Origin of the sequence: Pseudomonas medicaginis (assembly GCF_965119365.1) — a bacterium.
In the GTDB taxonomy this organism is placed as follows: domain Bacteria; phylum Pseudomonadota; class Gammaproteobacteria; order Pseudomonadales; family Pseudomonadaceae; genus Aquipseudomonas.
Map to the genome: position 1 here is coordinate 4967102 of NZ_OZ221631.1, position 12422 is coordinate 4979523.

13 protein-coding genes are annotated in these 12422 nt (G+C 62.8%); 9 read left to right on the forward strand and 4 right to left on the reverse strand.

Features of this window, described 5'->3' with window-relative positions:
* The first annotated feature begins 96 nt into the window (after positions 1–96).
* The gene (locus ACMTA2_RS21530) at positions 97–1050 is read left to right on the forward strand and encodes an endonuclease/exonuclease/phosphatase family protein (RefSeq protein WP_413791688.1); all 954 of its coding nucleotides are present in this window, start codon (positions 97–99) and stop codon (positions 1048–1050) included.
* Between the two features lie 6 nt (positions 1051–1056).
* On the opposite strand, the gene ACMTA2_RS21535 is transcribed toward ACMTA2_RS21530, so the two are convergent.
* Both ACMTA2_RS21535 and ACMTA2_RS21540 read right to left on the reverse strand, forming a co-directional pair.
* On the reverse strand, positions 1057–1293 hold the full coding sequence (locus tag ACMTA2_RS21535) for a hypothetical protein (RefSeq protein WP_413791689.1): 237 nt from the start codon (positions 1291–1293) through the stop codon (positions 1057–1059).
* Positions 1286–2074 (reverse strand): MlaA family lipoprotein, encoded by a 789-nt coding sequence (locus ACMTA2_RS21540; protein ID WP_413791690.1) that lies wholly within the window; start codon positions 2072–2074, stop codon positions 1286–1288. The genes ACMTA2_RS21535 and ACMTA2_RS21540 overlap by 8 nt, the downstream gene beginning before the upstream one ends.
* A 380-nt stretch (positions 2075–2454) precedes the next feature.
* On the opposite strand from ACMTA2_RS21540, the gene ACMTA2_RS21545 reads away from it, so the two are divergent.
* The 4 genes from ACMTA2_RS21545 (at position 2455) to kefC (ending at position 7035) form a co-directional block, all read left to right on the forward strand.
* Positions 2455–3165: a response regulator gene (locus tag ACMTA2_RS21545; RefSeq protein WP_413791691.1), complete on the forward strand. Its 711-nt coding sequence runs from the start codon at positions 2455–2457 to the stop codon at positions 3163–3165.
* Positions 3162–4508: an ATP-binding protein gene (locus ACMTA2_RS21550; RefSeq protein WP_413791692.1), complete on the forward strand. Its 1347-nt coding sequence runs from the start codon at positions 3162–3164 to the stop codon at positions 4506–4508. Before ACMTA2_RS21545 ends, ACMTA2_RS21550 begins: the two co-directional genes overlap by 4 nt.
* A 177-nt stretch (positions 4509–4685) precedes the next feature.
* Positions 4686–5207 (forward strand): glutathione-regulated potassium-efflux system oxidoreductase KefF, encoded by a 522-nt coding sequence (kefF, locus tag ACMTA2_RS21555; RefSeq protein WP_413791693.1) that lies wholly within the window; start codon positions 4686–4688, stop codon positions 5205–5207.
* A gap of 1 nt (position 5208) precedes the next feature.
* Positions 5209–7035 (forward strand): glutathione-regulated potassium-efflux system protein KefC, encoded by a 1827-nt coding sequence (kefC, locus tag ACMTA2_RS21560; protein ID WP_413791694.1) that lies wholly within the window; start codon positions 5209–5211, stop codon positions 7033–7035.
* Between the two features lie 6 nt (positions 7036–7041).
* Here the strand turns inward: kefC and ACMTA2_RS21565 are convergent, their stop codons facing one another.
* The gene (locus ACMTA2_RS21565; protein ID WP_413791695.1) at positions 7042–8010 is read right to left on the reverse strand and encodes a GlxA family transcriptional regulator; all 969 of its coding nucleotides are present in this window, start codon (positions 8008–8010) and stop codon (positions 7042–7044) included.
* 91 nt (positions 8011–8101) lie between these two features.
* On the opposite strand from ACMTA2_RS21565, the gene ACMTA2_RS21570 reads away from it, so the two are divergent.
* Positions 8102–8884: an MBL fold metallo-hydrolase gene (locus tag ACMTA2_RS21570; protein ID WP_413791696.1), complete on the forward strand. Its 783-nt coding sequence runs from the start codon at positions 8102–8104 to the stop codon at positions 8882–8884.
* Here ACMTA2_RS21570 and ACMTA2_RS21575 read toward each other — a convergent pair.
* Positions 8881–9744 (reverse strand): aldo/keto reductase family oxidoreductase, encoded by an 864-nt coding sequence (locus ACMTA2_RS21575; protein WP_413791697.1) that lies wholly within the window; start codon positions 9742–9744, stop codon positions 8881–8883. The two genes, ACMTA2_RS21570 and ACMTA2_RS21575, sit on opposite strands and share 4 nt — an antisense overlap.
* A gap of 100 nt (positions 9745–9844) precedes the next feature.
* Between ACMTA2_RS21575 and ACMTA2_RS21580 the strand changes: the two genes are divergently transcribed.
* The 3 genes from ACMTA2_RS21580 to ACMTA2_RS21590 all read left to right on the forward strand — a co-directional run bounded on the left by ACMTA2_RS21580 (position 9845) and on the right by ACMTA2_RS21590 (position 12359).
* On the forward strand, positions 9845–10798 hold the full coding sequence (locus tag ACMTA2_RS21580) for a LysR family transcriptional regulator (RefSeq protein ID WP_413791698.1): 954 nt from the start codon (positions 9845–9847) through the stop codon (positions 10796–10798).
* Positions 10799–11244: 446 nt separating this feature from the next.
* Positions 11245–11625 carry a RidA family protein gene (locus tag ACMTA2_RS21585; RefSeq protein WP_053189311.1) on the forward strand — a complete coding sequence of 127 codons (381 nt, stop codon included), beginning with the start codon at positions 11245–11247 and terminating at the stop codon, positions 11623–11625.
* A gap of 176 nt (positions 11626–11801) precedes the next feature.
* Entirely contained in the window at positions 11802–12359 is a 558-nt protein-coding gene (locus ACMTA2_RS21590) for a thioesterase family protein (RefSeq protein WP_413791699.1), read from the forward strand.
* The last annotated feature ends 63 nt before the right edge of the window (positions 12360–12422 follow it).

Below are 12422 nucleotides of genomic sequence, written 5' to 3' on the forward strand. Positions count from 1 at the left end.
GCCAACCGGTCGAACGAAGCGCTTTTCAGGGCCTTGCTCGCTACCGCGGCACCTTGATCTATACTGCTGCGGCGCAGCATTCATGGAGCGGACGCCGTGGCCAAATGCAAAATCCTGATCTGGAATACCCAGCACCTGAACAATCAGGCCGGCGGCAAGATGAGCGATGCCTACCAGGAAAAACTGGCCACGCTCAAATGCGTCCTGCAGCAGGACGACCCGGACATTGTCGCCCTGTTTGAAGTGGGCAGCACCGGCAACCCCAATGATCGACTGGTCAATGACCTGAGCCAGCAATATAGCCTCAAGTCATCCCTCGACCAGGACGGTGGCGTACGCAAAAGCACCACGCTGGGTTCGATGGTGTTTGTGCGCACGGACAGGGCCAATGAATTCCGGGAACGCTACATTTGGCCGCTGGGCCCCGAGGCCAGGCGCGCCACCTTGTTACTGACCGACGATCAAGGCAATACATTCGCCTTCTGCCATGCCAACGCGTCCAGGAACGCCTGGCCGCAGATACTGGGTGACATGCAGGAACTCGGTTCCATCCACGAGGGCGACTTTCAACGCCTGGTTTTTTTCGGTGGCGACCTCAACACCCCCTACAGTTCGGCCCCCAAGACCATCTCCGCCTACCGTGGCGCAACCCGGATGAACGCGGTGTTCCCCGAAGGCAGCGGGTTCACGCACGTCACCATCCGCTCCACCGAAACCCAGGCAAGAAAAGAATACAAGAAGCTGGACGAAGTGAGTCGCTTCTATACACCTGTCGACCAGTACGTCTCCAGCCTCCTGGGCGGTGACCTGGGCTACGGCAATTTCGCCATCCCCTCACAGCTGGACTATGCCTACGTCCATGAGGGCGTGGAAGCACGTGGTTATTGCGATGCTGCGGTGCAGATCAAGAAGTCCTGGCTTCATGATCGCCAGGTGATTCGCAATGCCGATGAACTCAAGGTGCGGGGGCACGATGAAGTGCTGCGCATTTTTCGGGGACAGGCATTGCGCAGCGATCATTACCCGGTGCTCTACGACCTGCGGTATTGAACGCGACTAGGCACTCGCCTCCTCTGCGTGATCAACCATCCAGCGAATCATGCCCGCCAGCGGCACCCGGTAATGACGAACCGTACACTCGCCAGCCTTCTCGTGGCGGTACAACTCGACGTAGCGACTAAGCAGCACATGCTGGCCATCCTCGGTCAGCCGCAGCTCAACTTCACGGCACTGCAACGTCTCCCGGCCGAGATGCTTTATCCGTCGATGCAAGACCAGCGCCTGGTTACTCATCGGCAGCGCCTCCATCCTGGCACTGCGGGTCCTCGCCCAACACCGCCCCCAATTTGCCCTGCGCGACGAGATCGGCACGCCGCTGCGCCGTGGCATCGCGAAGCGCCGCGTAGTCATCAGGCTCGGCCCGCAACGCGTCTGTCAGAGGCAATGCCTCGGCACGGCCATCGACAACGCCGCCGACGGTGTTGATCGTGCCCAGGGTGTCGACAGTACTGCTGTTGTCGCCGAACGGGTCGATCGCAAAACTCAGTACCTTGCCCGTCGCGTCCCTCAGGTTGGCGCTGCCCAGCAACGGCAGTTCCACGATCGGCCCGGGGGCGACGTTCCAGACGCCAAAGGTCTGGCCGAAATCGGCGTTGTGGCGCTCGATGCCCAGCTTGCCCGACACGTCGATCAGCCCGACGATGCCCGCCGTGGTGTTGATGACGAAACGGCCCAGTGTGTTGACCGAACGTTGGGCATTGCCTTGCAGCAGATCGTTGATGAACACCTTGGGCTCGCCGAAGTTCGCCACGAAGTTGTGGACGCCGGCCTGGAACATCTCCGGAAGCTTGAGATAACCACGGGCGACAGGCGCCAGCGCATAGTCATCCACGGTTCGGTTGAACGCGAAGATGCCACGATTGACCGGTTCTGCTGGATCGTAAACGGTATAGGTCGCGCGCTCGCACACGCCCGGTTTTGCAGCGGGCGTGCTGGAGCAACCACTGGCGAGTGCCGCCCATACAACCACGACGGTGGATCGAACGAACAGCGGAGCGGACTTGGTGATCGGCATACAGGGTCATCTCGGCGAGGAATGGGATGCTGCCAATCAGCTAAGAAACGGTGCCAGACACAGCGCTTGTGGCGAGGGGATTTATCCCCGCTGGGTTGCGAAGCAGCCCCAAAACTGTCGACTCAACGAACCGGACACGCTGGGATGTCTGGTTTGAGGGTCCCTTCGCAACCCGGCGGGGATAAATCCCCTCGCCACAGGGTTCGGTGTTGGCTGGTTGTTCAACTGACCGACATCGAGGCCATCCTGCCGTCGTTTTTTTGCCTGCGGATTTCCAGAATCTTGCCCGCCGGCAACTTTATTACCGGGTTGAAATATATGACGCAGGCGCTGGATTGACCCTAGTATTCCCCCTGTATTCATTACCCTGCGTGCCCACCGTGAGCCATTTACTACTGGTGGACGATGACCTCGAAGTCCTCGCCCTCTTGCGCAAATTCCTCGAACAACATGGCTACAGCGTGGATGTGGCCGCCGACGGCAATGCCCTGTGGCAGGCGGTGGAACGGCGGGTGCCGGACCTGATCATCCTCGACGTCATGCTGCCGGGGGACAACGGCCTGGTGCTGTGCCAACGGCTGCGGGCCGAGCACACGGTCGGGATCATCATGCTCACCGCAATGGGCGAGTTGAGCGACCGCGTCGTCGGGCTGGAGTTGGGGGCGGACGATTACCTGACCAAGCCGTTCGACGCTCGGGAACTGTTGGCCCGGGTGCGTTCGGTGCTGCGGCGTACCGGTGAAGCCAGGGGCGCGTCCAGCGACGCCTCCCGGCCCATCCTGGAGTTCGAAAACTGGCAGCTGGACGTCACCCGGCGCGAACTGCGCTCACCGGACAAAGTCATGATCCCGTTGTCCAGCGGAGAGTTCGAACTGCTGCTGGTGTTTGCCGAACATCCGCGCCGGGTGCTGACCCGCCAGCAGTTGCTGGACCTGGCCCGCGGCGAAGCGTTCGAGGCGTTCGATCGCAGCATCGACGTCCAGGTCAGTCGCCTGCGGCGCAAGTTGGAGACCGACATCACCGGTGCGTCGATGATCCGCACGGTGCGCAACAGCGGCTATCTGTTCAGCCCCCACGTGGTGAAGCGATGAAGCCCTCGCGCTCGGGCACTCATCGACCACGGGACACGGTGGCGCGCTGGATCGCCCTGACCACCATGATTGCCATGCTGACCTTGCTGGCCCTTCATGAGCTGTTCAGCCTGCTGGCCGGTGCCTGGGCGCGCCCTCCCCTGATGGAAACCGGCCTGATGGAGAAGGCCGCCGCCATCACCCGCATCATCGACTCCGTCGCCCCGGCACAACGCCCCGCGATTGCCAGGGCCGCCAGCGACCAGGCGTTCAACGCACAATGGCTGCAACGGCATGAAGACGCGCGGTTGCCGGAGATCGACGACCCGGCGTTCAGTGAAGGCTCGGCGTTACTGCGTCAGCAGTTGGGGCGGCCGGACGCCAGGATCGAAGCCTACGAACCGGGCGACTGGCCAGCCAATCAACCCGACGCACGCTACGCGGTGATCATCGAATTGGCCGACCATTCGTGGGTGATCTTCTCCGTGCCCTCGCGCAGTTGGGGGCTAGAGGAATGGGCGCGCAACGGGATCATCATCGCCCTGATCCTGCTCTCGACGTTGATCGTCGCGCTGATCGCCACACGGCACCTGGCCGCCCCGCTGGAACGTTTCGCCGAAGGCGCCCGGCGCTTCGGCGTCGACCACCAGGCGCCACCGCTTCCGGTCATCGGTCCCCACGAAATTCGCCAGGCGATCCTCGCGTTCAATGCCATGCAGGCCCAGCTCAAGCACTTTCTACAGGACCGCACGCAGATGCTCGCCGCTATCTCCCATGACTTGCGCGCGCCGTTGACCCGCATGCGCCTGCGGGGGGAGTTCATCGAGGATACCGAGCAGCAATCGCGCTTGTTCAGGGACGTGGACGAAATGCAGGCGATGGTCAATTGCGCCCTGGAATTCTTCCGCGACGATGCCCGGCTTGAACATGCCACCGCGTTCGACCTGGCCGAGCTGCTGCACACCATCGTCGATGACCTCAAGGACGCCGGCACCGAGGTCGGGTTCCAAGGCACCCAGCGCGTCGTGTACGTCGGTCGTCCCATCGGCATCAAGCGCGCCTTGGTCAACCTGATCGACAACGCGATCAAATATGGCGGCACGCCGACGGTTCGACTCCAAGCCGACGCCCACCGGGTGGACATTCACGTCCTGGACCGAGGGCCGGGCATTGCCGCCCAACACCTTGAGCAGGTCTTCACGCCATTCTTTCGCCTCGAAGGTTCTCGCAACAAGCACACCGGCGGCGTCGGGTTGGGCCTGTCGGCGGCCCGGGCGACGGTGCTGGAGCATGGCGGCACGCTGACGCTGAGGAATCGAAAGAACGGCGGATTGGAGGCCAGGATCTCGTTGCCGCTGGGCTGAAAGCTCCGATGTACAGATCCGCGCTAAACAATCAGCGCCTTCCTCGGTAGGATGTCCGGTTTTTCCGGCCTGGACCCTGTTCTGGGAAGGCGCTCTTGTTTGTATCGTTAGACCCAGTGCCCTCGTTCGCGCCCACGACAGACAAGAATCGACGGAGCCAAACCAAGGAATTCACCGATGATTCTTATCATTTATGCGCACCCCTACCCCGACAAGTCTCGGGTCAACCAGCAGATGCTCGAGCGAGTGTCGACCAACCCGGACGTGGTCATACGCTCGCTCTATGCGCTTTACCCCAACTTCGATATCGACGTCGAGGCGGAACAGCGAGCGGTGGAGCAAGCAGAACTTGTCGTCCTCCAGCACCCGATGTACTGGTACAGCACTCCACCCCTGCTGAAACTGTGGATCGATAAAGTCTTCACCCACGGCTGGGCCTATGGCAAAGACGCCACGGTCCTCAAGGACAAGAAACTGCTGTGGGCGGTTACCACCGGTGGCGATCAGGCGCATTTCCAGATCGGTGACTACCCAGGTTTCGCGACGCTGGCCCAACCCCTCCATGCCACGGCCATCTACTGCGGCATGCGCTGGCTGGAACCGGTCGTCGTGCATGGCGCCTATGCCGCCGCCGCTGATGCCCGACACGCGCAAATCGAACACTATGCCACTCGCCTGGCCACCTGGAAGGAAGACTGACATGGAGACCCACAGCCTGATTGAAATGCTCATCTACCTGGGCTCGGCGGCGTTGATCGTACCGATTGCGGTTCGGTTTGGCCTGGGCCCGGTATTGGGTTACCTGCTGGCCGGGTGCGCCATCGGCCCGTGGGGGCTGAAGCTGATCACCGATGTGAAGGCCATCCTGGAGTTCGCTGAAATCGGCGTGGTCTTGATGCTGTTCATCATTGGCCTGGAACTCGACCCCAAACGGCTCTGGGCCCTGCGCCGGATGGTGTTTGGGGGCGGTGCCCTGCAGATGCTCGCCTGTGGCGCTGCCATTGGTTTGTTCTGCACGGCCCTGGGCCTGAACTGGACGGCCGCGCTGCTGGTCGGCCTGACGTTGAGCCTGTCCTCCACGGCCATTGCCATGCAGGCCATGAGCGAACGCAACCTGACCGCCACCGCCGTTGGCCGCAGCAGCTTTGCCGTGCTGCTGTTCCAGGACATCGCGGCGATTCCGCTGGTGGCGATGATCCCGTTGTTGTCGGCCCACGGCGACACGCCTTCGGGCAGCGCACTGTTGATATCGATTGGCAAAATCGTCGCCGCCATCGCCATCGTCGTGCTGTTGGGACGCTACGTGACGCGACCACTGCTGCGCTTCGCGGCACGCTCAGGCTTGCGGGAGATCTTCAGTGCCGTCGCGCTTTTCCTGGTGTTCGGCTTCGGCTTTCTGCTGGAAGAAGCCGGGTTGTCGATGGCCATGGGCGCGTTCCTCGCCGGGGTGTTGCTGGCAAGCTCGGAATACCGCCATGCCCTGGAGAGCGACATCGAGCCGTTCAAGGGCCTGCTGCTGGGTCTGTTTTTCATCGGCGTCGGCATGTCGATCGATTTCGGCACGCTGATCGACGCACCGCTGAAAGTCATCACCCTGACCCTGGGTTTCATCCTGATCAAGTTGCTGGTGATCAAGATGGCGGGCCGGTTCCTCAACGTCCCCGCCGGTCAGCGCTCCTGGCAGGCGGTGTTGCTGGGCCAGGGCAGCGAATTCGCCTTCGTGGTGTTTGGCGCGGCGACCGTGGCCGGCATCTTGACCGATCAATGGGGCAAGAGCCTGACCCTGGCGGTAGCCCTGTCCATGTGCCTGACGCCCTTGCTGATCGTGTTGCTGGATCGGTTCGAGTCCGTCGCCAAGAAAAACAAACGCGAATCCGACCTCGTCGACCAGCAGAATCCACGGGTGATCATCGCCGGGTTCGGGCGTTTCGGGCAGATCGCCGGACGCCTGTTGATGTCTTGCGGCGTCGAGGTGGTGGTATTGGATCACGACCCTGACAACATCGAGACGCTGCGTAAATTCGGCGTGAAAGTCTTTTATGGCGATGCCACCCGCCTCGACCTGCTGCATGCGGCCGGCGCGGCCCAAGCGGTGGTGTTGATCAACGCCATCGACAATCAGGACGACAACCTGGCACTGACGCGGCTGGCCCAGGAGCATTTCCCCGCGTTGCAACTGATCGTGCGGGCGCGGGACATGGGGCACCTCATCACCCTGCGACAGATGGGCGTGGAAGCCGCCGAGCGGGAAACCTTCGAGAGCGCGCTGTCATTGGGTCGCAGTGCGCTGGAGCACATGGGTGTCGGGGCTTACGAAGCGCGTGAGCGGGCGGATCAGTTCCGCCGGCTGAACCTCAAGATGCTGGAGGAAATCGTCGCCCAGCCGGAAGACGACCTCAAGTTCCGCCACGACGCCTACCGACGCGCCAACGCGCTGCTCACGGAGATGTTCAACGAAGACCGTGCCCACCCCGTCGACAGCTGGCCGGAACACCATCGCAACGAAACCGACAAGACGCCGGGTTGACCGGCGTCATACCCGCCCGAACTTGCGCCGGTATTCCATCGGCGTCAGCCCGGTCAGCGCCTTGAACATGCGCTGCAAGTTGGAGCTGCTGCTGAAACCCAGCTCGGCGCCAATGCTGGCGAGGGGCAGCGTGGTCAACGTCAGACGCTCGCTGACCTGGTTCAACTTGATGCGCCGGGCGTAGGCCGCGACGGCCTGCCCCGTCTCACGGCTGACCTTGCGGGCCAAGGTGCGCTCGGACACCGCCAGCCGGCTTGCCAGGGCCTGGACGGTGATCCGCTCGGCCGGCATCTGTTCGATCAACCCATGCAACTGCCGCAACCACCCGCTGGGTTGCTCCATCAGCGCGCTGCCCTGGAACGCCGCATGGGGAATGGCCGGGCGCGGCAGCACCATGAGCCGGGTTATATCGCGCAGCACCTCGCTGCTGACGCTGCGTTCAATGAGTTTTTCGGCGATGGGCAGGTAACCGTTCACCCCAGACGCGGTCGCCGTGCGCGGGTTGAAAACGCAGTTCCGCTCGCTTTGCCAAAGGACGTTTCGATACTGCTGCTGCATCGCTTGCGCCAGCCACCAGGTCACCGTCGCGCCCTGCCCGTCCAAGCGGCCGGCGGCGGCCAACAAGCAGACACCGGTGCAATAGGACCAGAGCTGCCATGATCGGGCAGGCTTCGATAACGCGCTCACGAGGGCTGTCTGCTCGCGCAGGACGGCATTCACCTGCTCGGCCGATTCGGCCCAGAAACCAGGAACCAGCACGGCATCCAGCCCGGTGCTGTCCAAGGCCGCTTCCCCATGCAGGGTCACACCATGGGCGCACACCACCGGGCCGGCCTGCAACGCGACGTAGCGCGCCTCGAACAGCGCCCGCCCTCTCCTGCGGTTGGCGGCATGCAGCAGATCGGCGAAAGCGAACAGGCCCGCAGGCATGCAGCCGGGAAACAGGAGCAGACCGATTCGAAGTTGTTTGGTCATGGCTTGAAACGAATCAAATATGTCAGATCCGGCCATTATGCCTACGAGAGCGGATCGGCACCATGAAGCGCTCGCTCAACAGGAACGCCTCATGAACATCCAACAGATCCGCAATGCCACGATCATTCTTGAATTCGGCCCGTATCGCGTGCTCGTCGACCCGATGCTGGCCGGCAAGGGTACGCTGCCACCGCTTCGCCTGTTTGGGGCCACGCAGCGCAATCCGCTGGTGGAGCTTCCGGCCTCAACCGCGCTGGCCCTCGAGACCGTCACCCACTGCCTGATCACCCACTGCCAGAAAGGCCATTTCGATCATCTGGACCGAGCAGCCAAGCGGTGGCTGAGGGAAAAACAGATTCCGGTCATCTGCACCGCCCATGACGCCCCGTACCTCGCCAAGCGTGGCTTGAATGTCCAGACACAGGTCCAGGCGCATGACCAACCCAACGCCTTTTTGGGCGGCACCCTCCGCGCCGTCCGATGCACCCATGGGCGGGGCCTGGTGGGCAAGTTGATGGAGCATGGCGTGGGCTACCTGATCGAGCTGCCCGGCGAACCGAGTGTCTACCTCACCGGCGACACCGTGCTCACCCCCACCGTGTGCGAATTCGTCTTGCGACACCAGCCCCAGGTCAGCGTGGTTCCGGCAGGCGGGGCACGGTTCGACATTGGCGGCGACATCATCATGGGCATCGACGAGACGCTGGCATTCACCCGTTTGTCCCACGGGACCGTGGTGGCCAATCACCTGGAAGCGATCAGCCACTGCCCGACGACCCGCAAAGCCCTCGCCGCAGCCGCAGCGCAGGCCGGTGTCGGAGGCCGGTTGTTGATACCGGAAGATGGCGAGACGTTGGTTTTCCAGGCGGCCTAAACCAATGCGTCCAACTCGGCGAGCAGCGGCGCAGGGATCTTCAGCTCACTCGCCGAGAGGTTTTCCCGCAGGTGCGCCAGGGACGATGTACCGGGGATCAGCAAGAGATTCGGCGCACGTTGCAGCAACCACGCCAGGGCCACGCACAGCGGTGACGCCTGCAAACGCGCCGCCACGCTGGAAAGGGTTTCCGATTGCAGCGGCGTGAAGCCGCCCAAGGGAAAGAACGGCACGTAGGCGATGCCCTGCCGGCCCAGGTCAGCGATAAGGTGTTCGTCGTCGCGATGGGTCAGGTTGTAGTGGTTTTGCACACAAACCACCTGGGCAATGCCTTGGGCCTGCTGGACCTGCGCGGCCGTGACGTTGCTTAGCCCCAGGTGACGGATGAGGCCCTGGCGCTGCAGCTCGGCCAGTGTCGTGAACGATTCCTCAATGGAATCTTCCGTGGGCGAATGCAGGTCGCCCCACACCCGCAGGTTGACCACGTCCAGGACCTCCACGCCCAGGTTGCGCAGATTGTCGTGGACCGCACGGGTCAACTCGGCGGGGCTGTGGGCCGGGTTCCAGGAGGCGTCGGCACCACGCACGGCGCCGACCTTGGTCACGATGACCAAGTCCTGGGCGTAAGGGTGCAGCGCCTCACGGATCAGCCGGTTGGTGACATGGGGCCCGTAGAAGTCGGCGGTGTCGATGTGGTTGACCCCGCTCGCCAATGCTTCGCGCAACACCGCGACGGCGACCGCAGGGTCCTTGGGCGGCCCGAAAACCTGGGGCCCCGCCAACTGCATCGCGCCATAGCCCATGCGATTGACGGGACGATCGGCCAGTAAAAAGCTGCCTGCCTTGCCTGCAATGTTCATCTCGTAGCCCTCGAATCAATGTGAGTGGGCCGACTATAGGCGTTGACCATTCTCTTGATAATCGGGTGCAATCAGCACGGGTTGTACGGCGGAGAGAACAATGGCGACGGATATTCAAGACTTGCTGGCCTTCGTGGCCGTGGTCAATGGGAAGGGCTTTCGTGAAGGCGCGCGGCTGAGCGGCAAGTCCGCGTCGAGCCTCAGCGATGCCGTACGCCGGATGGAAAGCCGGCTCGGCGTACGCCTGCTCAACCGCACCACCCGCAGCGTGGTACCGACCGAGGCCGGTGCCCGGTTGATGGAACGCATCGTCCCGGCCTTGGGCGAAGTCGAAGCGGCCATGGATGTGGTCAACGACTTTCGCGACCGTCCTTCGGGCACTCTCAGACTGAACGTGCCGGTCAGCGCGGCCCGGCTGGTGTTGCCGGCGATCATCACGCCGTTCCTGAAAAGTTATCCCGACATCCGCCTGGAAGTGGTCACCGAAGAAAGCTTCGTCGACATGCTCGCCGCCGGCTGTGACGCGGGCATTCGCTACGACGAGCGCCTGGAGCAGGACATGATCGCCCTCCCTATCGGCCCACGGTTCCAGCGCTTCGCCACGGCTGCGGCACCGGCGTACCTCGACGCCCGGGGCCGTCCCGAACATCCTCGGGACCTGCTTGGGCATGCCTGCCTGACGGGCAAGTTTCCCAGCGGCGCCCTGCCATTGTGGGAATATGAACGTGACGGCGAAACCGTAAGCGTTGACCCGAGCGGCCCATTGATCGTGCGCATCGGCGGCGCGATGGACCTGGCGGTACAGGCTGCGGTGGACGGCCTGGGGGTTGTCCACCTGTTCGAGGACTGGCTACGCCCCTACCTGGACAGCGGCGTCCTCGAGCCGGTACTCGAACCCTGGTGGCAGCGCTTTACCGGGCCGTTCCTCTACTACCCCGGCCGCCGCTACCTGCCCTCGCCGTTGAGGGCTTTCGTGGACTTCATCAACGCACAACAGTGTGGGAGCGAGCCTGCTCGCGAAGACGTCGGCACAGCCAACCTCTCTGTAAACTGACACACCGCTATCGCGAGCAAGCTCGCTCCCACGAAGGCTCGGCGGCGTAGCTGAAAACCCTGACCCGCCACAAATCCATGTGGGAGCGAGCTTGCTCGCGATGGCGTCGGCACAGCCAACCTCTCTGTAAACTGACACACCGCTATCGCGAGCAAGCTCGCTCCCACGAAGGCCCGGCTGCGTAGCTGAAATTCCTGACACGCCACAAATCCATGTGGGAGCGAGCTTGCTCGCGATGGCGCCAGCACAGCCAACCTCTCTGTAAACTGACACACCGCTATCGCGAGCAAGCTCGCTCCCACGAAGGCCCGGCGGCGTGGCTGAAAACCCTGACCCGCCACAAGTCCATGTGGGCTCGGTGCGCCTGGGTAAAGGAATGCAGGAACGACGCTGCAAGGGACGGTAAACTGCGGCGGTCCTTTTTTCTTTCCAGCATGAGGCTTCGCATGAGCAACCCAGACATCACGTTTATTCCGGATCCGGATGCGGACTCCATTTCCTCCGACGTCGCCGGTTTCGGCGGCCTGCTGGTTTCCACGCAAATCCCCACCCGCGCCGACGGCAGCCTGGAATTGGGCGACATCACGCTTCAGAGCGAATGCACGCTGCAAGCCCTCAAGACTGCCCTGGAGGGCGCCGGCAGTTCCATGGACCGGGTCTTGCACCTGACCATCTACCTGACCGACATGGCGGATCGCGCCGCGTTCAACGAGGTCTACAAACGCTTCTTTGCCAAGCCTTGGCCGGTGCGTGCCGCCGTAGGCGTGGCGGCGCTGGCGGTTGAAGGAATGAAGGTGGAAGTGACGGCAATGGCGGCGAAGGGCTGACGGGGGCACTGCACGTTGTAGCCCTGCACGGCTCTTCGTGGCGAGGGCGCTTGCGCCCCCAAGTGTCTCGAACATGCCCCAAATGCACGATTGCCACGTAAATCGTCATTTACGCACCTAGCCCACCCCCTGCCTGGGATCTAAAGTGCGCCGTTTTCCCTCTTCACGGCGTACTTATGAATCTCTGGTTCCGACTGTTACTGATGCTGTTTCGTCGTCCGTGGCGCAAACCGGCGCCCCCCTTGGGCACCACGGTGGTGACCATGCGCGTATGGCCGCTCGACCTTGACCTCAACCGTCATGTCACCAACGGGCGCTACTTCACCCTGGCGGATGTGGGACGGATGGATTACGTGCTGCGCAGCGGCGCCTACAAAGTAGCGTTGCGCAACCGGGCAGTGCCCATCGTGGGGGATGTCTGGGGCAAGTTCAGGCGGGAGTTGAAGCTGTTCGAAACGTTCGAGGTGCACACCCGCATGCTCGGCTGGGACGAAAAATGGACGTTCATGGAGCACCGTTTCATCAGCCGGGGGCGTGTGGTCGGGGTGGTGATCATGCGCGGCCTGTTCCGCTCGGCCAAAGGCACGATTGCGCCGGCTGAATTCATCCGCGAGCTGGGCCTGGCCGAACAGTCGCCAACCATGCCCGAATGGCTGGTCGCCTGGTCACAAAGCTGCGATGGCCTGAGCCTTGGGCTTCGCCAGGAGGAAGGCCCAAGCGCCGATGCGCGCTAGTGGCGCACCTCTGCATTTTATGGCGAGGCTTACCCTCTCGAAGAGGGTAACTGCCTCGCACCA

Bases quoted from the DNA above. Each gene is read 5' to 3' on its own strand.
- ACMTA2_RS21535 (WP_413791689.1), bottom strand. From the start codon at position 1,293: ATGAGTAACCAGGCGCTGGTCTTGCATCGACGGATAAAGCATCTCGGC.
- ACMTA2_RS21540 (WP_413791690.1), bottom strand. From the start codon at position 2,074: ATGCCGATCACCAAGTCCGCTCCGCTGTTCGTTCGATCCACCGTCGTG.
- ACMTA2_RS21550 (WP_413791692.1), top strand. From the start codon at position 3,162: ATGAAGCCCTCGCGCTCGGGCACTCATCGACCACGGGACACGGTGGCG.
- kefF (WP_413791693.1), top strand. From the start codon at position 4,686: ATGATTCTTATCATTTATGCGCACCCCTACCCCGACAAGTCTCGGGTC.
- kefC (WP_413791694.1), top strand. From the start codon at position 5,209: ATGGAGACCCACAGCCTGATTGAAATGCTCATCTACCTGGGCTCGGCG.
- ACMTA2_RS21565 (WP_413791695.1), bottom strand. From the start codon at position 8,010: ATGACCAAACAACTTCGAATCGGTCTGCTCCTGTTTCCCGGCTGCATG.
- ACMTA2_RS21570 (WP_413791696.1), top strand. From the start codon at position 8,102: ATGAACATCCAACAGATCCGCAATGCCACGATCATTCTTGAATTCGGC.
- ACMTA2_RS21575 (WP_413791697.1), bottom strand. From the start codon at position 9,744: ATGAACATTGCAGGCAAGGCAGGCAGCTTTTTACTGGCCGATCGTCCC.
- ACMTA2_RS21580 (WP_413791698.1), top strand. From the start codon at position 9,845: ATGGCGACGGATATTCAAGACTTGCTGGCCTTCGTGGCCGTGGTCAAT.
- ACMTA2_RS21585 (WP_053189311.1), top strand. From the start codon at position 11,245: ATGAGCAACCCAGACATCACGTTTATTCCGGATCCGGATGCGGACTCC.
- ACMTA2_RS21590 (WP_413791699.1), top strand. From the start codon at position 11,802: ATGAATCTCTGGTTCCGACTGTTACTGATGCTGTTTCGTCGTCCGTGG.